Origin of the sequence: Nitrosomonas sp., from assembly GCA_016703745.1 — a bacterium.
In the GTDB taxonomy this organism is placed as follows: Bacteria; Pseudomonadota; Gammaproteobacteria; order Burkholderiales; family Nitrosomonadaceae; genus Nitrosomonas.
Window position 1 is genome coordinate 2,085,322 of record JADJBK010000006.1, and the last position, 23,614, is coordinate 2,108,935.

Here is a 23,614-nt window from a genome sequence, read left to right on the forward strand (position 1 = left end):
ACCGTAGCCCGCTTTACCGGCAGTCTGGGAACTCATTCCGAGCTTTCCAGACTGTTAAACGCCTCTTTCTCATTTCCTGTTTGGATCATGCTGGAATGACGGCGAATGATACAATCACTCATCATTCCTGTTCGTTCAATGAGGAGTCGCATGGCTACAATCGAATCCATTCTGCATGAAAAACGTGTGTTCCCACCCGGTGACGAGTTTGTCCAACACGCTAATGTTTCTGGTTTAGAGGCTTATCAGGCGTTATGTAATGAAGCACAGCAGGATTATTCGGCGTTCTGGGCAAGACTGGCACGGCATCATATCGATTGGCATACTCCATTCACGCGCGTATTGGATGAAACTGACGCGCCATTCTACAAATGGTTCGACGATGGCCAACTCAATGTATCGTGGAATTGTCTGGATCGACATCTTGCCACGAATGGGAACAAAACCGCGATCATCTTCGAATCTGATGAGGGGGTAGTTGCGCGTTGCAGTTACCGGGAATTACATGCACAGGTCTGCCGGTTTGCCAATGGCCTGAAATCCCTTGGCGTCAAAACCGGTGACCGCGTGCTGATTTACATGCCGATGCGTATCGAGGCGGTGGTGGCCATGCAGGCATGTGCGCGCATTGGTGCGATTCATTCAGTGGTTTTCGGTGGTTTTTCGGCAAAAAGTGTGCATGAGCGCACGATTGACGCAGGTGCCTGCGTCATTATCACAGCAGACGAGCAAACACGTGGTGGCAAGCAGCATGCACTGAAAGCAACGGTTGATGAGGCGCTGGCGATGGGTGGCGCTGATTGTGTACATGCCGTCGTCGTTTATCGCCACACCAGCGCCACGATTGCATGGAATGCGTCTCGCGACCACTGGTGGCACGAGCTGACGGAGAATCAATCTGCCGAATGCGACCCCGTGTGGGTCAGCGCCGAACATCCCTTGTTTACCCTGTATACCTCGGGTTCGACCGGCAAGCCCAAAGGCGTGCAGCACGCCTCGGCGGGTTATCTGCTGGGCGCGATGGTCAGCATGCAATGGATTTTTGATTTCAAGCCAGACGATGTATTCTGGTGCACAGCGGATGTCGGCTGGATTACCGGTCATACCTATGTTGCTTATGGCCCGCTGGCGATGGGCGGGACACAGGTCATCTTCGAGGGCGTGCCCACCTACCCCGATGCGGGGCGCTTCTGGAAAATCATCCAGAATCATCGCGTTTCAATCTTTTACACCGCACCCACTGCCATTCGCTCGCTGATCAAGCTGGGGGCGGATTTACCTGCGCAGTATGATTTGTCATCCCTGCGGTTGCTGGGTTCGGTGGGAGAGCCGATCAACCCGGAGGCATGGATGTGGTATTACACAGTAGTGGGTCAGTCGCGCTGTCCGATTGTCGATACCTGGTGGCAAACCGAGACGGGCAGTCACATGATTGCGCCAACACCGGGGGCGATTGCGCTCAAACCGGGTTCCTGCACCTTTCCGTTACCCGGCATCGATGCTGCCGTGGTCGATGAGGCGGGGCATGCTGTTCCGCCTGGGCAAGGCGGTTTTCTGGTGATCAAACGCCCTTTCCCCTCGCAATTGCGCACCTTGTGGAATGATCCGGATCGCTTCAGGCAGACTTATTTCCCGCAGGATATTGCTGGTGGCCGCTACTACCTCGCAGGGGATTCCGCGCAACGCGATAATGATGGCTATTTCTGGATTATGGGGCGTACTGATGATGTGCTGAATGTTTCCGGTCACAGATTGGGCACGATGGAGATCGAATCAGCGCTGGTTGCCAATTCACTGGTCGCGGAAGCCGCCGTTGTCGGCAAACCCCATGAAATCAAGGGGGAAGCAATCGTCGCATTCGTGGTGCTGAAGGGCAGTCGGCCTCAGGGAGAGCAAGCTGTCGAGATTACAGCCACGCTGCGTGACTGGGTTGCCAGGGAAATTGGCCCGATTGCCCGTCCCGATGAAATTCGTTTCGGTGACAATCTGCCAAAAACCCGCTCCGGAAAAATTATGCGGCGGTTGCTGCGTGCTTTGGCCAGAGGGGAGAGCATTACTCAGGACACATCCACGCTGGAAAATCCAGCCATACTCGAACAACTCAGTCAATCAACACGCTAAAAAATGATGCCAACCGATTTTCAGGCTATTCCTGCCATCACTGATTACGCAACAGGCATCAGCGTGATCGATGCCCAATATCATCGTCCAGGGCGGGCCGCGATTCATCTGTTGGTCGAAAATGGCGTGGCGGCACTGATCGATACCGGTACGCGCTTTTCAGTTCCAGGCGTGATGGCGGTGCTCGCACAGAAAAATATTGCGCCCGAACAGGTTGCCTATGTCTTTCTGACGCATATTCATCTTGACCATGCCGGTGGTGCGAGCGAATTCATGCACCAGCTACCGAATGCGCAACTGGTGGTGCATCCACGTGGCGCCGCGCACATGATCAACCCGGTAAAGCTGGTTGCGGGCGTAATGGCGGTTTATGGCGAAGCAGCATTCCGGCGGATGTATGGTGAAATCGAACCCATTGCTGCTGAACGTGTCATTGAGGCGCCGGACGGAACAATCATTGAACTTGGTGGCCGACCACTGCTGTTGCTCGATACGCCCGGACATGCGCGGCATCATTACTGCATTCATGATGCGTGCAGCGAATCTATTTTTAGCGGCGATACCTTTGGGGTGTCTTACCGTGAATTGGATGTCGATGGACTGGAGTTCGTTTTCCCCACAACCTCGCCGGTACAATTCGATCCACAGGCGGCGCATGCCTCGGTTGACCGACTGATGGCACTGCAGCCCCGTCAGGCGTTTCTCACACACTTTGGCCGGATCCGGCATCTGGAACATCATGCCGTGCAGATGCACGAGTTAATCGATGCTTTCGTCGAAATTGCCCGCAAGGCATCAACCCACCCAGAACGGCACGCCAGCATGGTCGAGGCGTTAAATGCGTTACTGTTGCAGAAGCTGACTGTGCATGGCTGTACGCTGTCAACCGCCGCAATCACATCTTTGCTGAAAACTGATATCGAACTGAACGCGCAAGGGCTGGCAATCTGGCTGGATCATGCCGCCGCGAAGGCATCATAAGCAAGCGGCTATTTTAATTCGTTCGGCAGACAATTCAACGGGGTAATACCGAATGCAGTGGATAATCCGGCTGATAATAATCAGTTTGACTGCGGGTTGGCTGGTACTCTCGTTGCTGCTGTTCATCTTTCAGTCCAGCTTGATCTGTTTTCCGGACAAGGTAGTTCATTCAGCCCTGGCAGCCCAGGGTCTTCCCCACGAGGACAGCACACTCGCCACAGTCGATGGATTAAATCGATTCATCGGTCAATATTTTAGACGTGAAGCCACTTACATTGACACTCCATGAACATTCTTAGCCTGATCGAACGCGCCGGTAACCGCCTGCCCCATCCCGCAAGCCTGTTTTTTCTTGGGCTTTGCTGCGTTATGGCACTGTCCTGGCTGGCGTTTACCCTGAATTGGAGTGTGATTCATCCAGCAAGTGGGGTAAATCTGTCCGCCCGCAATCTCATTTCCCGCGATGGTGCATGGTGGCTGTTAAGCCACCTAGTGGACAATTTCATTAAATTTCCGCCACTGGCAATCGTACTGGTCGGAATGCTGGGTATCGGCATGGCGGAGCGTACCGGGCTGTTGTCAACGATTCTGAGACTGGTCATCGCACGCACGCCCCAGGCAATGCTAACGCCTGTTACCCTGTTTCTGGGCATTATGTCATCACTTGCCGTAGATGCCGGTTATGTCGTATTACCCCCCATTGCAGCAGCACTTTATCTGGCAGCGGGCAGATCACCGCTGGTTGGCATTGCAGTCGCTTTCGCCGGGGTCTCAGCCGGGTTTAGCGCAAATCTGTTCATCACTGCAATCGATCCGCTGCTGGCGGGGTTTACCCAGAGTGCTGCAACCATTCTCGTGCCAGATTACCAGGTTCCAGTAACTGCCAACTGGTGGTTTATGATCACATCCACTCTGGTGCTAAGGAACCTCTGATTAATTCCCCGCAAGTAATATAATTCTGCATCAAACTTTTTCGAGAAGCTATTCATGAAACCTTACCAACAGATGAGTTTTGCTGATGCCGAATACGCCAATAAGGGCAAAGTCACGCGCCGCGAGAAGTTTCTCGATCAACTTGATGGATTATTGCCTTGGCAGGCTATGATTGATGTTATTGAACCACACTATGCGCCAGGCAATGGGCGTGGCCGCAAACCATTTGCCTTGGAATTGATGCTGCGCGCGCATGTTGCGCAAATTATCTACAACTATTCCGATCCGGGCATGGAAGATGCGCTGTATGAGATTGAATCACTGCGCCGTTTTTGCGGCATTCGTCTGGAAGCCGTGCCGGATGAAAGCACCATTTTGCAATTTCGGCATTTACTGGAAAAACACGGGTTAATGGATCAGATCTTCCAGGTCATCAACCAAACGCTGGGTGAGCGTGGGTTGTTCTTGAAAGCCGGCACCATCGTCGATGCCAGCCTGATTGCCGCGCCGACTTCAACCAAAAATAAGAGCCGGTCGCGTGATCCAGAAATGCATTCCAGCAAAAAGGGCAATCAATGGTTTTTCGGCAGCAAGTTTCATATCGGCGTCGATCATGAAACCGGGTTGGTGCATACGCTCAAAGTAACCTCGGGGCATGTCAGCGACGTTGCCGAAGCCGCCGCCCTGCTGCATGGCGAGGAACAGTTTGTTCATGGCGATGCCGGATATCAGGGGCTGGATAAACGCCCGGAGATGCCGGCGGAAAGCCCTCCAGCCTGCGTGATCGCGATGCGTCCGGGCAAACTGGCCAGGCTCACGAAAGACGATTCCGGGGCGGCTCAACTACTGCGCGGTGCCGCCCGTGAGCTGGCGAAACGCCGCGCCAAAGTCGAACACGTGTTTCGGGATATCAAAATCCGCTTTGGGTATGCTAAAAATCGCTATCGCGGCCTGGCCAAAAATGCGGCCCGTTTGACCTTCCTGACAGCCATTGCCAACGTCATCCGTGGTGATGCTTATGAACGTCGATGTCTTGTTGCGTCTGAAATTTGAAAACAAGCCAGTAAATGAGCTTGTTTCCAGAGAGGAACGGCTGTTTTCATAAAAATCAGCGTCACTATTTGAAGTAGTGGTCAGTTTTTGAGTGACTGCCGTTCAGAATGTTTGTTTTTCAGAGGTTCCCTAACGCTCACCGGCTGGGGGGTGACCACAAGATGGGTCGAGCCGTTGAGCACCTATTATCCAGCAGATCCGGCAGCGGCAGAAGCATCCGTCGGAATAACAATCACGGCATGGGAAATTCGCGCACTGTATCGCGCTTTCGCCGCCTTGCTGCTGACGGTTCTGCTCATTTTGCTGTGGATTTTTCTGCCGGAAGGTGTGCTGCATGGGGAGGGTAACCGATTTGCGCGCTGGATAGAAGCGACGGTGCCTCTTTTGTTTCTGGTCTTCGTCATTCCTGCGATCGTCTTTGGTGTAAGCATCGGCAACATTCGCAATGACAAAGATATTGCCGACATGATGGGCGCCACCATTGCGGCACTGGGGCCTTATATTGTGCTCGCATTCTTTGCTGCACAGTTCATCGAGGCTTTTAAATACAGCGGTCTTGGAGAAATGCTGGCAATTTCCGGTGGACTATGGCTGGCATCTTTAGCCCTTCCCTCACCAGTTTTACTCAGCAGCTTTCTCACACTGGCGATGCTGGCCAATCTGTTTATTGGATCATCTTCAGCAAAATATGCATTTTTGGCACCGGTTTTCGTGCCGATGCTGATGCTGGCGGGATTCAGCCCTGAATTGACCCAGGCGGCCTATCGCGTGGGGGATTCGGTTACCAACGTCATTACACCGCTTAATCCCTACATGATCATCGTTCTGGCGTTCGTGCAGCAATACGCGAAAAAGGCGGGTATGGGAACGCTGATTGCGATGATGCTACCCTACACCATTGCTTTTGCCCTGATCTGGAGCTTGCTGCTGGTTGGCTGGCTGCTGTTGGATATTCCATTAGGCCCGGGGGGGAACCTGGCCTTCGAGTTTACTCAAATCTCCTCCTGATTCAAAATCAGACTGACAATCACGCAATTGAACCCGGTTCTATAAAAAGGATCCGCACTTTGCATGCGGATCCGTCAGTCTGTTCACAGCCTGTGCATTGACATTGATAATGCTCAAAGTCAATTAATTATAATTAATCATTACGTTCATGATTTTTATGGAGGAATTTGGAGCCTTTAATTCTAAAGCCTGTGATTTTCAATACATCATCAGTCGGGTAGCCATCAAATTCCGGCATATTTTCATCATTTGAATGCTGGATGGAGACATAAGCTGTTTCGCCGTCGTTACTAAACAAAAAGCCGGTCGGCTCTGCCGAGCTGTCCTTTACTGATAAAATCCGGATGCAACCGTCTGATTTAATATCCCGGTCCGCACCATCCGGCAAGCACGCGAATACATCGCCGTTGGGATGATCCTCGATGACATATAGATTTCCGGTCATCGGCTGAAATGCCAGATTATCAAAAGAGTTAAAATCTGTATCGCCTTCTATAAAACGATTGACCTCCACCAGTCGGCTATCACCGTCAGCAACCGTTGCCGTCAGGGGTTCAAGATCGACGGCGCACATCACTTCACCGTAGTTGCCAGCGTCCTCATTGCCAGTATTGGTCCAACAGAATCGCGTAGCCGAATCGAATCCTTCGGGTGCAGCATACAGGGGATCTTTATGCATATCTTCCGGACGGTAATATCCGGTAGCCTGAAATACAGTCGCCTCGGCACGCGCATGCAACGGATCAATGGGGCCGACCCAGTTTGCCTTGCCGACTTCACAACCCTGACCAAATTGTTGCCTGTCTCCTCGACAGCTCACCTGCATGACATATACTGAGCCTGAGGCAAGAGGGGAATTTTCGATGCCGCTTACGCCGTTCCACGGTGTCGTCGGAATAAATTTGTATATTGCCCCACCGTCAGCATCCGGTTGAGCTGTTCCGGGACGCAATTCATCTCCCGCAAACACTACGCCAGACTCCAGAACGACTAAACCTTCCCAGGCCATGATAGGTAAATTTGGGCGATGCCGGATATTTTCCGCAGTAGCACCTGAAATTTCTCCCGTTACCCGGTCAACTACGGTGTTCTCGGTGGTCGTCAATGGATGTGCAATTTCGAATGCAGTACCATCACCCGTTTCTTCGGTAGCAAGTATCGTATTCCAGGCAGTGGCGCTAATACCATCGCATCGATCCATGCCACGCAATATTGTTTCGACCATGCCCGTTTGCAAATCAATTCGCTGCACCGAAGGGTTAAACTTGCCCAGGCCAATATCCTCTCTGCCACCTTCAACGCAGGTCACCAGATGTGTCGGCTTATCCTGTGGCCATAACACCATCATATCCGTAAGATTACCGGCATTGCGGGTTACATATTCAGCTTTCAACCCTTTTGCCAGCAACACCTGATCCGTAGCTGACTGCCCTTCCGTCCTGTATGCTCCGCTTGTGGCAGAAGCAGACGCCTGCAGTGATTTTCTGATACCAAAATATTTTAATGACTGAGCATTCAGCATTTTTTCTGCTTTAGCGCCAAAATCGTTTCCACTGCCAATTTTGTCATTCGCGATACCTGCGGACGAACAAGCAAAAACTGCCAGAACAAGCGAAAACCGTACTAATTCAGTGCCTGTTCTGATTTTTCTATTGTTACCAGCCATAATTATCTCCATGATTTACAAGTGCTTAGTCTGAGTTTCTTAATCAATGCAGCATACATTCACTGCGACGTTAAGATAACTGGCGTAGATGAAATATCAGTGACGGCAAAGTAAATTTTTTATGACACTGGTTTCATGGCGAGTGAAGCTATCGGATCAATCTATACCTGATCGCCGGTTGATTGTTACGCTTATTATCAGCGATTTCTCCAACTTTCATAACCGCCAACCCGGGAGGGCGTGCCAACCGCAAGACCAATCGGCTGTTAGTCGAGAAAATTGATTTACCACGCAGCGTATTTAAATACACAAAACAGCGCTGCCCTTTTCGCATGGATGCCGTCGTTATTTTTCCGGATCACTTGCACGGTATCCAGACGCTGCCACAGGCCGATGCGGATTGTTCAACCCGATGGAATATGTTGAAAGGTTATTTTTCCCGCTACAGCACAAAAGGAGAAAAAATTTCTACCAGCCGGAAATCTCGCCGGGAAAGGGAAATATGGTAACGTCGATTCCGGGACTTTGGAAAATCATGCGGGTTATGTATCGAGGGAGCTTGAATGATACGACCGATGCGCCTCCTTGCGTTCGGTATATTCTGCCGATCTAAAACAGCATCAGTAGGTTGGGGTGAGTTTACGAAGCCCAACAAAACCATTATGCTGGGGTGCGCATGGCTTGCCCCAACCTACAAGCTCAGGCTGTCCCGTGATCGTTGCGGCATAGCAGGCGCCTACCGATAAAATATACAAACCCAGTCAAGAGAAGCAGCAAAACAGGCGGTTCGATGACCTCAGTGTTACTGGTTGCCACGTTGAATGCCGCTCCACCAAAAATGGCAACATCCGCCTTGGTAGACGCTGGATTGTGATAGCCAAGCTGGACAACGCGAAGGCTGTGCGTAACCAACTCCAGTCCGGTTACGGCCAGAATGGTACGTCCCCGGTGATACAAATCAAAAATACCAATGTCGGCGTCATCCACATAAAACTGTGCATAGCCGTCGTTATGATCACCATTCAGGATAAAAGCAACGCTGTTACTGATGACAGAAAAAGTCGTCGTCGCCTCACTGGTCCCCGGTATTCCTGCTTTCGAGTCATCCAGAAGCCATAGCTCCTGTTTGCCATACCCGCCGCGTGGCCCCACCCCCGTGGCCACCCAATCTATACCGTCCTTGCCCGCATTCTTGAAGTTGAGTACAGGACTTCCAAAAATCCATTCAGGATTACCCTGTCGCGTAGCCGCATCAGGCATCGATAACCATTGAATCGATAGTGCCGATACCGGCGTGCCCGTCAGCAGCCATGCCAATAACAGCCCGTTAATAACCAGATTTAATTTGTTAGCCATTTACCCTGCTCTCCTGTTCATTTTTACCAGCATGAACCTTAGTGTTTTCATTAAAAATGATAAGCAGGATTAGAAGGGCATTTACAGGGATATTCCTCAGTTTCAGGCAACCCCAAAGGGGGGGAACAGTAGTGCCTGGCTGCGCCTGCGACAATTTGTCACATTCCCAAGTATTTTCTTTTTCTTTATGATGCGACTGAAATTGCTGACGTAACCACGAATCCTCAAATCAATCCATAAAATATAAAAATGACAAAACCAACCCTGTTCCGATTATTAGCTTGCCTCATTATGGCCTGGTGTCCCTGCTGGCTATACGCACAAGCCGTTTCTGATCAGACGCAAGCAAGCCAGCCGCTGACTGTGAGTCAGAGTAATACTGGACAATTGGCAAATACGCCGTCTGTGGCAAACTCCACTTTTACCCTGGGCACCGTCGATATTGTCTCGACGCAGAGTGGGCGGCTGCCGACCAGAAATATTCTGACCTCGGTAGATATTCTTGGCAAAAATCTGATTCAGAACCAGAATGTGAATTATGCCTGGGAGCTGTTCAACCGGGTACCGGGGGCGTTGCTGACCAACTTCAACCAGGGTAACGATAGTGGAAAATTTTCGTTTCGCGGCTTTAACGGTGAAGGCGAGATCAATGCAGTCAAGTTTCTGATCGATGGCATCCCAAGCAACTCCAACGATGGCAACATGCCATTCATCGACGCCCTGTTTCCAATGAATATCGAATCGATCGAAGTAGTTCGCGGTACCAATGATCCGCGCTATGGGCTACATAGCATTGCCGGTAACGCCAATATCACCACCAAAATAGGGGGAACCTATGCTAACGCACGGGTGAGCCATGGCAGTTTTGGCACCACCGATCTTCAGACGGCTGCAGGTTATGAAACCGGTGGGTTTACCCAGAATTACTTTATTGGTTACCGGACTACCGATGGCCATCGCGATCACTCTGATCTCAACAAATTCTCGATTTCTGGTAAATGGGCTTACGTGCCGGAGTCTGGACGTTATCAGATTGGAACCAGCGTGCGCCATTATCGAAACCAGGCAGATGAAGCAGGATATCTGACGTTTGCCGACAGCCGTGCGCGCCCTTTCAGCAGCAATGCATTTAATGCAACAGATATGGGCAAGCAGACAACCAATCAGTACAGTGCGTTCATTGACATAGACGTGCTGGATAATTTGTTCTGGACGACCAAAGTCTATTTCAACGATTTCAATAAACGGCGTTTTGTGAAATTTTCAGCCGACGTTTCACAGCAGGAACGGGTATCCAACGAAAAGCATTATGGCGTGTTATCCACTCTGACGTATCGTCCAGTAGTGCCGTTTCTGCATGATTTTGCAATCGAATCCGGCACTGACATTCAGTTCCAGGAAAACAAGAGTGACCGCTATTTGACCAATCAGCGCACGAGAACCAGCCAGACACGTGGCCAGGATTTTGATTTTAATATTTATGGCGCTTATATCCAGACCATACTCAAGCCGTTTGAATCGCTCAAAATTGTACCTGCCTACCGGGTGGATACCATAGATGGTCATTTCACCAACACACTCACGGGGCAGAAATTTGCAATCAATGATTATGACTTCATTCATCAACCCAAAATCAGCGTGGTTTATACGCCTATACAGGGATATAGCCTGTATGGAAACTGGGGGCGAACGTTTCAGGTGGGCGTAGGTGCCGATGCCTATTTAATTCCACCACGCACTAATAATCTGCAGCCTTCCCTGAACCATGGCTGGGAAGCCGGGATCAAGCTTAACCCGGTCAATTGGCTGGAAGGCCGGATTGCTACTTGGGAGCAAACCGCTTCTAACGAAGCCAGAAGAATTCTTAACAGCGCCAATAACGATTCTGAAAATATCGGCCGTACCAGACGGCGCGGCGTGGATGTGCAATTCAATGTCAAGCCCATCAGCCAGATCGATCTTTGGGGCACCTACACCTGGCAGGATTCCGAGATACTGAGAGCCGGCACAGGTCTGGAAACCACGCGGGGCAATCAGATTGATCATATTCCCAATCATATGGCTTCTGCTGGCATCGAGTATCAGGTTATTCCTGAATTACGTTTCTCAATGTGGGGAAACTATCAAAGCAATTATTTTCTGGAACGCACCAATTCAACCGGGAAATTTGGTGGATTTATCGTGGCCAATCTGGGGCTTGCCTATCAGGCGACCAGGCGAGTCAATTTTGATTTCCAGATCAGAAACATCAACGACGAATTTTATGAATACGTTTGGTACGATGGCTCGCAGAGCCTGCACTCGCCTGCCGCTGGGAGAGCTTTCTATGGCGCGGTTTCGGTAGCCTTTTAACCACTGAATTCGACTCCCTTCGGCCTGACTGAATATCGGATATGACTTTACCATCAGTAGAAAAAGCAAACACGCGCCTGCTTGCAATTGATGCGCTGCGGGGGCTGGTGATGGCATTCATGCTGGTCGACCATGTGCGAGAAACCTTTTTTCTGCACTTGCAGGTGAGCGATCCGGTCGATGCCAGCACAGCAGACCCTGCTCTATTTTTCACACGGTTACTTTCAACTTTCTGCGCGCCCGTCTTTGTTGCGCTGACAGGGCTGTCAGCCTGGCTTTACGGCCAATCGCATACCAAGCGGGAGATTTCCGTTTTTTTACTTAAGCGCGGTTTGTTTCTAGTATTTCTGGAAATTACTTTCGTCAGCTTTGCCTGGTCGGCGCAGTTTCCACCACAGACGATCTGGTTGCAGGTAATCTGGGCGATTGGAATCAGCATGATCATGTTGGCGGCATTACTCCATCTACCGCGTACCGGGCAGCTCATACTGGGGATCATCATTGTTTGCGGTCACAATCTGCTCGATGACATCATAATCGCACCAGATTCTCCCCTTTACATATCCTGGGCAATGCTCCATCAGCGCGCGGCCATCGAATTAAGCAGCGGCCTCATCATCAAGACAACCTACCCGGTGTTGCCATGGATTGGCGTTATTCTACTCGGTTATGCAATGGGACCGTGGTTTGCACATGGCACCGAACCACTGGGACGTATCCGCCATTTGTGGATAGTCGGTGGCATGATGCTCATCACCTTTGCCGCTGTCCGCTATCTTAATTTCTATGGCGACAAACCCTGGTTTGTCGCAGAGAGCAGCCTGCGCACGGTTATGAGTTTTCTGGCTTTGACCAAGTACCCGCCTTCCCTGCTATTCCTGTTACCGACGCTAGGTACCGGGTTGTTGCTGCTCGCACTGTTTGAACGCATGCGGCCTCATTTTATACTGCATCAACTTGCATTTCTGGGCGGCGCACCGATGTTTTTCTACCTGCTGCACCTGTATGTGCTGAAAGTACTTTATCTAACTGCTCTGGCGCTATATGGCCCGACCCAAGGCCAATATTTCAGTGTCGATCATATTTTGACCGTATGGCTATGGGCGGTTATTTTGTTACCCCTCCTTTATTTTCCAACACGCTGGTTTGCCAGAATGAAGCAGAACCAAAAAGATATGGCGTGGATGAAATATTTGTAGGGCGATACCGGCTTTCAGACCAGCACGTGTATGACGATTAATTTAACATCCCGTAACAGCAGTTGCAAAATACATCATCTACCAGGATGTCGTTAATCCGCCTTAAGAATTATCACATCCCGATCCGTCTCTGACACATCTGATTCAACCAAGCCGTCTTCTTCCCATCTGGAGAGCGAAAATACCCATCAGAAGCAGCGCAATCATGCCTGGTTCGGATGCAGCTTGTGACTGACGCTCGCCAATCAACTGAAAAGAAAGCTCGGCAGTATCGTCGGGGAACCAGTCTTGACCGTCTCCAAAAAAATTTCCAACCTGACCAAAATCGTTATCTATGGAACCAACCGTCCAGTACCACTCTTCCACTTCCTGCGAAACCGACAAAAAATGAGCGCCCGCAGGCAGAGAAAGTGTGGCGTTAAGTGTCTGCTCAAAACGAGAGATTGCGCGGTTTTCATTGTCGAAATCGGCAGTTGGAGTTTCAACAATCGTCCCAGCCAGGCTTGTCCAGTTTCCGAGGCTGACACCGATTCGCACCAGAAAATCATTAGTACCGGCACTCGATCCCCACCATACGATAGAAGTCAGATTCGCGGCATCCAACAGAGTAAATGATTCGGCATTCTCAGAACTACCGCCAACACTGGATAAAAAACCGTCATCATTGGCGAGATAAGATTGATTGACTAGTACCGCACTGCTGGCAAGCGGATTAAAGCCCATCAGCAACGCACCCAGTATGGCAGCAAAAAAAAAGTGCTTCAGAGTATGGGATAAATCGATCATGATTATTCCTTTCTATTTATTTGAATTACACCTCATTAATCAGACAAAAGCTATACCACAAAATATAGAGATATCATATTTGATAACAGCCTATTGAGTAGTTGGTAATCTTCTTTCCGTGGATCCGTGGATCCGTGGATCACGGAGCAGCTTAAGTCAGTACAGCATTGTAATAAAAATACGCATATTAGATGACAATTAACCTGGCACAACTAATACTCAATCAGACAAGATCAGAATTAAATTAACTCATAATCATAATGTTATATTTATTAATTCTTTTAATGGAACGCTCACGGAACAATTGAAAAAATACTTTTTTGCGAATATCCCTCCGGTGTCTCACCAAAAGAAAAAGGCTCACATCTTTTAATGAAAGCCTTTGATTATGCTGGTGCCAGCACCAGGAATCGAACTCGTAACCTTCTGATTACAAATCACATTCACTCCGGGAAATTGGCTGCGTTCTCAACCCGTCGATCAACTGCAATTTTAGAATGGCACTGAAATTGGAGTGCGATCGTACTAAACGGAGAGCGGATTGAAATTACCAACGCGCTTGGCAATGTTATTTCGTATCGCCGCAACGGTGTGAGTAATAGGCCAGCAGTGATCGGTGAAATTGGCGGCGATGGGGGGGCTGCACGAACACATCGAGATGTTTATTTTTGATGCTTCTAATGCGTTAGGCGGCAGCGTCGGTGCCTAAAGCATCCAGCTCAAATTATTCGAGTCTCAAGCGAATAGCGATACTTCTGTTTCTATCGCTGCGTCCCCTATTGCAATAGGTTTTTATCGTGGTCTTGAACACGATAAATTTGAACTGGCAGTTTCAGCAGTAGCCGACCTTAATAATCATTCTGTTTTTATTGCGGAAACTGAAATATTAACTATCCAGGAAGTTAAGGCCATGGGAACTTTCTATAAAGTGAGAATGCAGCATATTGGTAATTATCAATTTCAGCTGATTGATGCACAAGAGATTTTAAAAACAGAAAAATGAAACGGCATTAGTCACTTTGGTCCAAATATCGAGTGTGCTGGTTAGCCCTGAGCAGGTGAAAATATTTCTTAAGGAATGGTCTGTGCATGAACAAAATACGGTGATTTTTACTTTATCAACCGGATCACAAATTACCAGAATTACCAGGTATCGAATCTTATCTTGACCGGCATGCCATTCATCAGCCGGGAGCTATCCACTGTATCGATAAACTGCATGCGCGCCAGAATAGTGGAGCGGGGCGCTTCCAGAGGCGTTAAATCTTCTGCTAAAGTTCTATGAGTTACACTAGGCACAAAGCTGATTCGTGCCCCATATTTTTCGCCATTTGGGAAAATAATGGTTGCCTGCTGACCCAGCACGGCTTTGTCGAGGTATTTGGGTGGAATAAATGCACTGATATAGGCCTGTTCAGGAAAAGCAATGTCCAACAGCGGCTGCCCCTGTGCCAGATATTCTCCGGGTTGTGCATGAATCTCTGTGACCAGGCCAGTTGCCGGGGAGATCAGAGATAACATTTGCAGCTGGTTGCTCTGCATGTCGTGCTCTAATTGCAGTTGACTGATGCGGGTATCGATTTGCCGTGTTTCTGCACCCAGGGTGTTGATTTGCTTTCCGGTCTGCGCGAGCGAATCCAGTCTTTCCAGTGTTGCAATATATTGACTGCGAGCCGTTGCTACTTCGGCCTGCGTTGCCGCGCCCTGCTTCAACAGAGACTCGAATTGACGTAAGCGTTTCAAATAGAACTGGCTTTGATCCTGCGCAAACAGGGCCAGGCGCGAAGCCTGCTTCTGGCTGTCGTCACGTTGTAATGATTCTTTCTGCGTGGATAGAAAGACGATTTCGCCGTGCAGACGTTGTATGCTGCTTTCCAGGGAAGGGTTGGTCAGCCTCGCCAGTTGCGTTCCTTCCGATACCGTTTCCAGAGGGGCTATTTGCAATTGCTGCACATAGCCTGCGCCCTGTACACGAATGGTGGTATGCGGCAGGATGATGCGGCCATCAATTTCGGTCAGCAGGACTTCTCGAAATATCAGCCCTGCCAGATACAACAATGGAAGGCTGGCAACGGCAAGTATCAGATACCAGCGCCACGCGGCACCAGTACGTTTGGCGGAATCGTAACGGATACGGATTCCCTGCTCACTTTCCGGATTTTTCTTTTCAGGGGGGTTAAAGCGGATTTTCATGGAAATAACCTTGCATGTCTTGCCAGGATTGAATGATGATCCCCCCAAAATTGGGAGCGCCAAGTTGTGATTCTAGTGTTTTCATCGAATGCTGAAGAACGCTGACGGGTTGTCCGGCATAACTGCTCTCCGGCCCGAGATCGCGCTCCAGGCTCTGTGCCAGGGTAAAAATCAGGCTCGGATATTTTTGCATTGCGCCTTGCAGAATCGAAGTGATACTGGTCAGGTTGCGCGAGTAAAACATCACCGTCACTTCTCGGATATCGAACTGTGCAAACTGGCAGGGGACGCATTCACCAAAACTATGGCGTTCATCGAGATAACGCGGATGAATGCTGACGCCAACCGGCCAGGAAACTATGGTTTTGGCTTGTTGAATAGTCTCCAGCCACGCTGCAAGGCGATTCTTGCCCGTCAGGATGGTGTCTTCCAGTTGATCCGGCTCAATATCGAGATGCAGTCCATCAAAACCAATGTGACGCAACCGTTGCAGGATGACCAGCAATTTGGTGCGCTGTGATGGCACTATCCAGCCAGGATCGCCGAGCAGCAATTCCACCTTTATTCCACGCCGGTGCGCTTGGTCAAGCAATTGATTCATTGGGTTTGAGTTGGCAGCAATAGAATCGATCTGTGCCGCACTCAGTGACAGCAACACCCGTCGCACGCCAAGTTGCTGGCATTGATCGAGAAATTGGGCGACCGGCCAGTCCAGAGCATAATTCCAGACATAGCTGCCATAGCCATTTGTCAGTTCATGACCTGCAATCAGCTGATCTGGTTGTGGGCGGTAGCTAATAGCTCTGGCAGGCGGTATTTGACGCATGGAAGTGGCGCCAAACAGTTCGGCAGCCTGGGTAAGCGGTTGTAACAGGGTTTCAGTCGAAATCTCACCTGTGGCAACAGGTTCGGATAACGGCGGGGTAATACCAAATTGTCGCAGACGGATGTGCAGTTTCCATTGTTCGCTTTCTGCTTCCAGATAACCTGTGGCTGCCTGGTGGTATGCCTGGATGGCTTGCAGGTATTTTTCAATGACATCACCATCCAGCGCGCGCAGGCGCAGATAGCGCTCACGAGTTGCTTCGCGCGCGGCATCGAGACGAACCCGGATAAAATCCAGCTGACGGCGTGACTGAGTGTAACGATCGCGCAGAGATTGCAGTTCGAGCTCGATTTCCTGCTGGCGCTGCTGATACTCCGATTGCAGGCTGTTTAGTTGATGCACGACCCAGTTTCGCTCATTCTTGCGCAGCCTGGCAATTTCCAGGGGCATCCTGAAGTTCAGCCCAATTGCCCCGCCATAACCGAATTGCGGAGAATCCGGTGAAGGATGGGGAATGGCAGGGCCGCCGAAAATCGTTGCCGAGATGTCAGACTCAATTCCTTGCCATTTTTCTTTGTCCTGCACCGTGCGCAGCGCATCGATACGTGTCTGCAGTATCAGTAGATCGGGCTGTTCGTCGATAGGCATGTTGTCCGGGGCGATAGCTTGATCGAGCCGTGGTTTGACGGACTCGAATACTGGTACCGGCTCTCCCGTCAGATGGCGCAGGCGGGTCAGCGCCTGATCACGTTCATGCTGGAATTCCACTCTGGTGCGCTCCGCCATTGCAAATGCCGACAGAAATTCATGGTAATCCGACGACAGGAGCAATCCGCTGGTTCGCCTCGCCTCCAGTTTTCGTTTGGTGGACTCAGCCAATTGCGCGAAACTGTCATTAATTTTAAGGAGTTGCTGGGCGCTCCAGTAGGCCGCATAATTTTCTTCAATAAAAAATACCGCGAGGTGTCTGCTCCAGTTGAGCCGAATGGTTTCTATCGCAACGCGGGCGGTTGCATCGAGTATGGCGCGGTTTTGTCTCTCGGCGCTGCCCAGTAGCGGATAACGCAATCCCAGCCGCAGCGTCGGATCAAAAAAACGCCCAAACGGTTCGCGTGCAAACGGGCTTTTCTGGTAGCCTGCCGCAACACTGCCAAATAACTCCCACCCCTGTTGCGCTTCGCGAATCTCCAATTCAGCCTGCGATGCTTCCTGATCTGCCTGTGTTTTCAGTACCGATGCCGCACGATCAATCAGTGGTGAAAATTCGGAAAGCAGGCGCGTCTGCGCATGCAGACTCATTGCGCCGAACATGCCTGAAAGAAAGAGGAACAGTATGGAACGGATCATTGCTTACCCTTTTTCAGAACCCAGTAAGGCGCCATGGCAGAATCGAGATGAGCGCGGTTCAGGAATTGGTTTGAGAGCGCCAGTGCGCTCCACAACCGCGTGGCGAATTGAAACAGAGGAAAAACGGGCAGTACCCATGCTGCCGCCAGATCTTCTCTGACCCGTTCGGATAGCAGTAGTAGATACAATCCATACTGCAGGGCTGTCAGGAACAGATAAAAAAAGTAAATCAGTAACATGATGACCAGTATGGAAGTTACCGGTAAGGTCATTGCCATGTAAAGGATGTAGAGCACGATCACGAATGGCATGATGATCTGGAAAAACAGGCCGTACCACAGTAGAAACAGAAAATTGCGCCAACCCATCAATGCCGGTGCCATCCCTTTGTGGTGGCGGTTGAAATAGATGAATCCCAGATCTCCATCCCAGCGCAGGCGCTGCTGGAAAAACTGGCGGAACGTATCTGGCGCATCCGTGTGCGCCACCGCGCCTGGTTCAAAGATAATCTGTTTCTCCGGATGACGCTGCTGGTATTGTTTGATGCGCAAGGTCAAATCCAGATCCTCAGCTGACCCCGTATTCCAGCCGCCGATACTCTGCAGAAAGGATGTTCTGAAGATGCCAAAGGCGCCAGGAATGTTGTTGATGACCCGAAGATTGGCAAAGCCGAGTTTGCCGGCATGAATGGTAAGCAGATATTCGAGATGCTGCAGGCGAGTCACCAGTGATTGCCTGCTATTGCGCACTCTTAATGCTCCGGTGACTGCAATCGTATGGTTGTTGTGGAAATGACGTGCGGCGTGATGGACCATTTGTACATCAAAGGAAGTATCGCCATCGAGCGCCATGACGATTTTGCCGCTTGCCCGGCTCAGCCCGGCGTTCATTGAAGAAACCCGACCGCCACGCTGAATCTTGGGAATGATGACCAGTGAACGGTTGGCATAAAGTTTTGCCCGGGGCATGCAGGCCATCAGCGCATGATAGGTTTGTCGATTTTTTTGCACGCCGTCGACCATGGCCATGATTTCGATATGACCTGGGTAGGATTGCTCCAATAACGAATGAATGGTGCGTTTCACGGCATCTCCTTCGCTGTAGCAGGTTACGATACAACTGACATCTGGAAGGAAGGGGGGCGAGAATGGCTGATCAAAAGTCTCCTGCGTCAGGTGCCGGAAAATACCAAACCAGCTGGCGAGATAAAGCGGGAGCTCGAATAATAGTACAAAAGGAACGAACAGCAGCAGAAAGGAAACCAGTTCATAGCGATGAAAAAAGTGCAGATAAAACAGCTGAATAATCTGTATGAATCCATCCATGCCTTATTTCACTTCTGTAAACAGTCTGGCCATGAGCAATTGCGCGTCTTCCTGCTCATTGATCTGCCCGGAATGGATGCCGATTAACTGGTAATTCAGCTGATGTTCGCTGTCTTTCATGATTTCGCCGAGGCTGGCCTTGATCCGGGCATGAAAACCCTGCAATCCTTTTTTATCTGTCTGTGGCAAAAGTAACCACAGCATATTTTCTGCGGTACGAGTCGACAAATCAGGGGTACGCAGCATGCTTCGGAGTCGACGCGAAAAAACTTCGAGGAGCTGCGTCAAGTGTGCATGCCCTATTTTTTCTGCCAGCTCGGGAAGCTGCGGGAAATAAATGCCAAACAGGCTGAAGTTGATCATCGGATAGCGTCTTGCCAGGATCAGCAGCCAGTCAAGATCGTGTCTGAATAGCTCGCTGGAAATGAACTGCAGTTGCTCAAAGCTTGTGGCGATATCGAAGGTCTCACCCCGCAGCGCAATGATACGACCCCGATCACTCAATCGCCAGCTTTGGATTTTGTGTTCGACAAGATCGGTTGGCTGCGATGATTTTCCGCAATGCATGCAGCGTACCTGCACGTCACTTTCGACGAAAATATGGTGACAGGCATGACAGTTGTGATTTTCGATCGGCCGGTCAAAATCGCTGCCGATATGACGCAGCTGAGTCAGACACTTTGGACAGACCAGCGCATCACCCTGTAGAAAATTGTTCTGAACATCAACATGCCCACAGGTAAAACAGTGCAGAGATGCCTGTTGTGCAATATTCAGCGATCCACAATTTGGACAAACGTCAATAAAGCTGAGGTGTGATGAGCGACAGTGTGGACATTCCCGTTGTCGGTCAACCAAGTCATCAGATTCGAGCACGCGTTGGTTGGCAAGCGCGCGTAACCAGTCAAACGTATCATCATCCGGGTTGAGGGCGTTCAGCAGCGGATAAAACCAGTAACGGGGGGATTGCCAGGCATGACAAGGTTTGATCACAAAATGCGGTCGCAGCCAAAGGTACTTGATCAGCTGGCCTGTAGGCAGAATGGCGGTCGCATGCTCATGAAATGAGGTGAGCCGTTCCTGAAAGTAGCCGAATCTTTCTCGCAGCGCTGCAGCTTCCGGCAATTCCCCATCAGCCAGCTGCTCGATTTCGGGACTGACGCCGTCAGTAACCAAACATAATGCCGTATAGAAGTCGCGATGCCGACGTATCTGTTGCAGTAGCGAAACAACTACCGAAGGGTCTTTATTTGCGATGACAAAAATAACCTGCCCGGATTTGTCTGACGTCCAGTCTTCAAGGCGAGAGTAGTAGTCCGTTTCCCAGTCAGCGTAGTCGCTGGGTAAACGAAACGAGCTGGTTGCCAGACATACGATACGGGGAAGGGTAAATTCAGGATCACGAATCGGGGTAGATGGTCGAGTAGTTGGCATGGTTATTATTATTTGGCCGGGACGCCGTTCTAGTAAACAGATTTTTACCAGCAAAAGAATTGACTAGTCAATATCCAATCGTCATTACGAGTGTAATGTGCAGATTCTAACCGCAAATTACCGAATTAAGGGGAGATTCTGGCTTTTTTCGCGGTTTGACTGATGTTTTTACTTTGTTCCGCCAATATCGTGGCGCAGCTGTGCGCCATCAAAATGTATCTTTGCAACCGTTTCATAAGCAAGTCGTTGTGCCAGCTTGATATTCTCGCCTAACGCGGCAACACCCAGAACACGGCCACCGTTTGTGACGATCTCCGGAATACCTGGAGCGGAGAACCGGGTGCCTGCATGAAAAATATGAAAAGCACTGGATCTGAGCTGCTCGGTTTGCAGCGCATCCACTCCAAGTACGATATCATTTTTCCTGGGAGTATCGGGATAACCGTGCGCAGCCATTACCACGCACAAGGCAACTCGCTGATCCCACTCGATCCCGATTTTATCAAGTGTGTCATTGACGGTATGCGTCAGCAGCGATACCAGATCAGTTTTTAGACGCATCAGGATTGCCTGTGTTTCCGGATCGCCCAGTCGGCAGTTAAATTCCAGCACCTTGATGTCACCCTGGTTTGAAATCATCAATCCGGCATACAAAAAACCGACATAGGGGGCGATCTCCTGCTTCATGCCTTCGATGGCCGGCAAAATGACCTCACGCATGATTCTGGCATGCAGCGTTGGAGAAATCACGGGAGCAGGGGAAAAAGCGCCCATGCCACCGGTATTCGGCCCCTGATCCTGATCGAGCAGGCGTTTATGATCCTGACTGGTGGCCAGTGGCAAAATATTGTGTCCATCGGAGAGAACCATAAAGCTGGCTTCAACCCCTTCCAGAAAATCTTCGATCAGGATGCTGGAACCGGCCTGACCCAGCCAGTTTTTGACCAGCATGGCATCTACTGCATCGTGTGCTTCCTGCCGTGTCTGCGCCACAATGACGCCTTTGCCCGCAGCCAGTCCATCGGCCTTGATAACAACCGGTAAAGCGTGTTGATCCAGATAATCGTGCGCTGCAGCGGCATCATCAAAAGTTTTGCCAGGAGCAGTCGGTATGCCATGGCGAAACATGAAAGCTTTGGCAAAGGATTTGGAAGATTCGAGCCGGGCGATGGCGGCAGCCGGGCCAACTATTTTCAGGTTGGCGGCGCTGAATGTATCGACAATGCCTTCTGCCAGATAGGCTTCCGGGCCAACCACAGTCAATGCGATATTTTCCTGGCGAGCAAATGTAACCAGCTCTGGTATGGTGGTAATGGAAATATTTTCTACCTTGGGTTCCATTGCCGTTCCCGCATTGCCCGGAGCCACATAGATTTTCTCAGCAAGCGGCGATTGCGCAAGTTTCCAGGCCAGCGCATGCTCTCTGCCTCCTCCACCAACGACCAGCAGTTTCATTGAAGTAATATCCGTTTTAATGTCGAAAATGTCTGATATCAGTCAATACCATTACGAGCCCACGTTCGTCAGCAGCAGTGATAACTTCTTCATCGCGAATACTGCCTCCCGGCTGTATGACGACACTGGCCCCGGCGTCCGCCAGCACATCGACGCCATCCCTGAATGGAAAAAATGCATCGGAGGCAACGACCGATCCCGTTAAGTCGTAACCAGCCTGTTTTGCTTTGCTGCTGGCAATCCGGACACTGTCAACCCGACTCATTTGTCCGGCGCCGATACCGAGTGTCTGGCCATTAGCGCAAAATACAATTGCATTGGATTTGATGAATTTCACAACATGCCATGCAAACAGGCAATCGGCAAGCTGTGTTTCGGTTGGTTTCAGCCTGGTAACCGTGCGTAATTGTGATGGGGTGATATTGAAATCATCGGGTGTCTGCACGAGCAGTCCACCGTCGATCCGTTTGAGATCAAACTGGTTTTGATGGGTATCAAGTGGAATGACCAGCACGCGGATATTGGGTTTTTCCATCAAACTATGCCGGGCTGCTTCAGTAAATGACGGCGCAATGACGACTTCGACAAACTGCTTAAGAACGATACGGATAGTATCTTCATCGACTGTCCGGTTGAAAGCGATGATGCCTCCGAAAGCTGAAACCGGGTCGGTTGCAAGGGCTTTCTCGTAGGCCAGTTGCGGGGTATCCGCAATCGCCACCCCGCAGGGGTTGGCATGCTTGACGATTACACAGGCGGACTGTTCAAATGTTTTGACACATGCCCACGCCGCATCGGTATCTGCAATATTATTATAGGAAAGTGATTTACCCTGAATCTGCCGATAATCTGCCAGGCTGCCAGCAAAATTATAGGTGTTACGGTAAAAGGCGGCCTGCTGGTGAGGGTTTTCTCCATAACGCAATCGTTCAACTAACGCGAAATTGAGATGGAGCTGATCGGGAAATGTCTGCGGATGATGCGTGGCATCCAGTGCGGTCAGATAATTGCTGATGGCGGCATCATAATGGGCTGTGTGCGTGAATGCCTTTCTGGCCAATGTAAAACGATAGTGCTCCAGATCCGGTTCATCTGCTGATTTGAGTTTTTCCAGCAGGGTTGCGTAATCCTGTGGATCGGTAACGACCAGCACACGTGAATAATTTTTGGCTGCGGCGCGAATCAGAGTTGGCCCACCAATATCAATATTTTCAATTGCATCGTCCAGGGGACAATCCGGTTTGGCAATCGTTTGCGCGAAAGGATAAAGATTGACGACGACGAGATCAATAGGGAGGATTTGCGAGGTTTCCATGGCATGTTGATGCTCATCCAGTTCCAGCCTGGCCAGAATACCTGCATGGATTTTGGGGTGTAGCGTTTTGACACGACCATCGAGCATTTCCGGAAAACCAGTGTAATCGCTGACTTCGGTAACCGAAATACCATTCTGCTTCAGGGTGCTGGCGGTTCCTCCCGTTGAGAGGATTCTGAAATTCATTTGCTGCAATGCGGTGGCGAGTTCAACAATGCCTGTTTTGTCGGAAACACTCACTAGAGCTTGTTTGATAGTCATTTT

18 protein-coding genes are annotated in these 23,614 nt (G+C 50.3%); 9 read left to right on the plus strand and 9 right to left on the minus strand.

Annotated elements, in window-relative coordinates:
* The first annotated feature begins 150 nt into the window (after positions 1 to 150).
* The 6 genes from acs (at position 151) to IPG31_11005 (ending at position 6,096) form a co-directional block, all read left to right on the plus strand.
* The gene (gene acs, locus IPG31_10980; protein MBK6618849.1) at positions 151 to 2,121 is read left to right on the plus strand and encodes an acetate--CoA ligase; all 1,971 of its coding nucleotides are present in this window, start codon (positions 151 to 153) and stop codon (positions 2,119 to 2,121) included.
* 6 nt (positions 2,122 to 2,127) lie between these two features.
* Positions 2,128 to 3,102 (plus strand): MBL fold metallo-hydrolase, encoded by a 975-nt coding sequence (locus tag IPG31_10985; GenBank protein ID MBK6618850.1) that lies wholly within the window; start codon positions 2,128 to 2,130, stop codon positions 3,100 to 3,102.
* A gap of 52 nt (positions 3,103 to 3,154) precedes the next feature.
* Positions 3,155 to 3,391: a hypothetical protein gene (locus IPG31_10990; protein ID MBK6618851.1), complete on the plus strand. Its 237-nt coding sequence runs from the start codon at positions 3,155 to 3,157 to the stop codon at positions 3,389 to 3,391.
* Positions 3,388 to 4,035: an AbgT family transporter gene (locus IPG31_10995; GenBank protein ID MBK6618852.1), complete on the plus strand. Its 648-nt coding sequence runs from the start codon at positions 3,388 to 3,390 to the stop codon at positions 4,033 to 4,035. The genes IPG31_10990 and IPG31_10995 overlap by 4 nt, the downstream gene beginning before the upstream one ends.
* Positions 4,036 to 4,107: 72 nt before the next feature.
* Positions 4,108 to 5,088: an IS5 family transposase gene (locus IPG31_11000; GenBank protein MBK6618853.1), complete on the plus strand. Its 981-nt coding sequence runs from the start codon at positions 4,108 to 4,110 to the stop codon at positions 5,086 to 5,088.
* Positions 5,089 to 5,238: 150 nt separating this feature from the next.
* Positions 5,239 to 6,096, plus strand: a complete 858-nt coding sequence (locus IPG31_11005; protein ID MBK6618854.1) for an AbgT family transporter — start codon at positions 5,239 to 5,241, stop codon at positions 6,094 to 6,096.
* A 133-nt stretch (positions 6,097 to 6,229) separates the two neighbouring features.
* Here IPG31_11005 and IPG31_11010 read toward each other — a convergent pair whose 3' ends face one another.
* Positions 6,230 to 7,762 (minus strand): DUF839 domain-containing protein, encoded by a 1,533-nt coding sequence (locus IPG31_11010; GenBank protein ID MBK6618855.1) that lies wholly within the window; start codon positions 7,760 to 7,762, stop codon positions 6,230 to 6,232.
* A gap of 182 nt (positions 7,763 to 7,944) precedes the next feature.
* On the opposite strand from IPG31_11010, the gene IPG31_11015 reads away from it, so the two are divergent.
* A complete protein-coding gene (locus tag IPG31_11015; GenBank protein ID MBK6618856.1) occupies positions 7,945 to 8,271 on the plus strand; it encodes a transposase in 327 nt (108 codons plus the stop codon).
* A 190-nt stretch (positions 8,272 to 8,461) separates the two neighbouring features.
* Here the strand turns inward: IPG31_11015 and IPG31_11020 are convergent, their stop codons facing one another.
* Positions 8,462 to 9,118: a PEP-CTERM sorting domain-containing protein gene (locus IPG31_11020; GenBank protein MBK6618857.1), complete on the minus strand. Its 657-nt coding sequence runs from the start codon at positions 9,116 to 9,118 to the stop codon at positions 8,462 to 8,464.
* Between the two features lie 291 nt (positions 9,119 to 9,409).
* On the opposite strand from IPG31_11020, the gene IPG31_11025 reads away from it, so the two are divergent.
* Together IPG31_11025 and IPG31_11030 are read left to right on the plus strand one after the other, a co-directional pair.
* Positions 9,410 to 11,470, plus strand: coding sequence for a TonB-dependent receptor (locus IPG31_11025; GenBank protein ID MBK6618858.1), 2,061 nt, complete (start codon positions 9,410 to 9,412; stop codon positions 11,468 to 11,470).
* A 41-nt stretch (positions 11,471 to 11,511) separates the two neighbouring features.
* Positions 11,512 to 12,669: a DUF1624 domain-containing protein gene (locus tag IPG31_11030; protein ID MBK6618859.1), complete on the plus strand. Its 1,158-nt coding sequence runs from the start codon at positions 11,512 to 11,514 to the stop codon at positions 12,667 to 12,669.
* Positions 12,670 to 12,813: 144 nt separating this feature from the next.
* Here the strand turns inward: IPG31_11030 and IPG31_11035 are convergent, their stop codons facing one another.
* The 7 genes from IPG31_11035 to purH all read right to left on the minus strand — a co-directional run bounded on the left by IPG31_11035 (position 12,814) and on the right by purH (position 23,611).
* Entirely contained in the window at positions 12,814 to 13,455 is a 642-nt protein-coding gene (locus tag IPG31_11035) for a hypothetical protein (protein MBK6618860.1), read from the minus strand.
* A gap of 1,143 nt (positions 13,456 to 14,598) precedes the next feature.
* Positions 14,599 to 15,648 (minus strand): efflux RND transporter periplasmic adaptor subunit, encoded by a 1,050-nt coding sequence (locus IPG31_11040; GenBank protein ID MBK6618861.1) that lies wholly within the window; start codon positions 15,646 to 15,648, stop codon positions 14,599 to 14,601.
* Complete coding sequence (locus IPG31_11045) at positions 15,632 to 17,821, minus strand: TolC family protein (protein MBK6618862.1); 2,190 nt, start codon at positions 17,819 to 17,821, stop codon at positions 15,632 to 15,634. The genes IPG31_11040 and IPG31_11045 overlap by 17 nt, the downstream gene beginning before the upstream one ends.
* Positions 17,818 to 19,146, minus strand: a complete 1,329-nt coding sequence (locus tag IPG31_11050) for a glycosyltransferase (GenBank protein ID MBK6618863.1) — start codon at positions 19,144 to 19,146, stop codon at positions 17,818 to 17,820. Before IPG31_11050 ends, IPG31_11045 begins: the two co-directional genes overlap by 4 nt.
* Before the next feature lie 3 nt (positions 19,147 to 19,149).
* Positions 19,150 to 20,580: a diguanylate cyclase gene (locus tag IPG31_11055; protein ID MBK6618864.1), complete on the minus strand. Its 1,431-nt coding sequence runs from the start codon at positions 20,578 to 20,580 to the stop codon at positions 19,150 to 19,152.
* 168 nt (positions 20,581 to 20,748) lie between these two features.
* Complete coding sequence (purD, locus tag IPG31_11060; GenBank protein MBK6618865.1) at positions 20,749 to 22,035, minus strand: phosphoribosylamine--glycine ligase; 1,287 nt, start codon at positions 22,033 to 22,035, stop codon at positions 20,749 to 20,751.
* Between the two features lie 16 nt (positions 22,036 to 22,051).
* Positions 22,052 to 23,611: a bifunctional phosphoribosylaminoimidazolecarboxamide formyltransferase/IMP cyclohydrolase gene (gene purH, locus IPG31_11065; GenBank protein ID MBK6618866.1), complete on the minus strand. Its 1,560-nt coding sequence runs from the start codon at positions 23,609 to 23,611 to the stop codon at positions 22,052 to 22,054.
* Positions 23,612 to 23,614: the final 3 nt, after the last annotated feature.

Coding starts and splice junctions, on each gene's coding strand:
- acs (MBK6618849.1), top strand. CDS start 151: ATGGCTACAATCGAATCCATTCTGCATGAAAAACGTGTGTTCCCACCC.
- IPG31_10985 (MBK6618850.1), top strand. CDS start 2,128: ATGCCAACCGATTTTCAGGCTATTCCTGCCATCACTGATTACGCAACA.
- IPG31_10990 (MBK6618851.1), top strand. CDS start 3,155: ATGCAGTGGATAATCCGGCTGATAATAATCAGTTTGACTGCGGGTTGG.
- IPG31_10995 (MBK6618852.1), top strand. CDS start 3,388: ATGAACATTCTTAGCCTGATCGAACGCGCCGGTAACCGCCTGCCCCAT.
- IPG31_11000 (MBK6618853.1), top strand. CDS start 4,108: ATGAGTTTTGCTGATGCCGAATACGCCAATAAGGGCAAAGTCACGCGC.
- IPG31_11010 (MBK6618855.1), bottom strand. CDS start 7,762: ATGGCTGGTAACAATAGAAAAATCAGAACAGGCACTGAATTAGTACGG.
- IPG31_11020 (MBK6618857.1), bottom strand. CDS start 9,118: ATGGCTAACAAATTAAATCTGGTTATTAACGGGCTGTTATTGGCATGG.
- IPG31_11025 (MBK6618858.1), top strand. CDS start 9,410: ATGGCCTGGTGTCCCTGCTGGCTATACGCACAAGCCGTTTCTGATCAG.
- IPG31_11030 (MBK6618859.1), top strand. CDS start 11,512: ATGACTTTACCATCAGTAGAAAAAGCAAACACGCGCCTGCTTGCAATT.
- IPG31_11035 (MBK6618860.1), bottom strand. CDS start 13,455: ATGATCGATTTATCCCATACTCTGAAGCACTTTTTTTTTGCTGCCATA.
- IPG31_11040 (MBK6618861.1), bottom strand. CDS start 15,648: ATGAAAATCCGCTTTAACCCCCCTGAAAAGAAAAATCCGGAAAGTGAG.
- IPG31_11045 (MBK6618862.1), bottom strand. CDS start 17,821: ATGATCCGTTCCATACTGTTCCTCTTTCTTTCAGGCATGTTCGGCGCA.
- IPG31_11050 (MBK6618863.1), bottom strand. CDS start 19,146: ATGGATGGATTCATACAGATTATTCAGCTGTTTTATCTGCACTTTTTT.
- IPG31_11055 (MBK6618864.1), bottom strand. CDS start 20,580: ATGCCAACTACTCGACCATCTACCCCGATTCGTGATCCTGAATTTACC.
- purD (MBK6618865.1), bottom strand. CDS start 22,035: ATGAAACTGCTGGTCGTTGGTGGAGGAGGCAGAGAGCATGCGCTGGCC.
- purH (MBK6618866.1), bottom strand. CDS start 23,611: ATGACTATCAAACAAGCTCTAGTGAGTGTTTCCGACAAAACAGGCATT.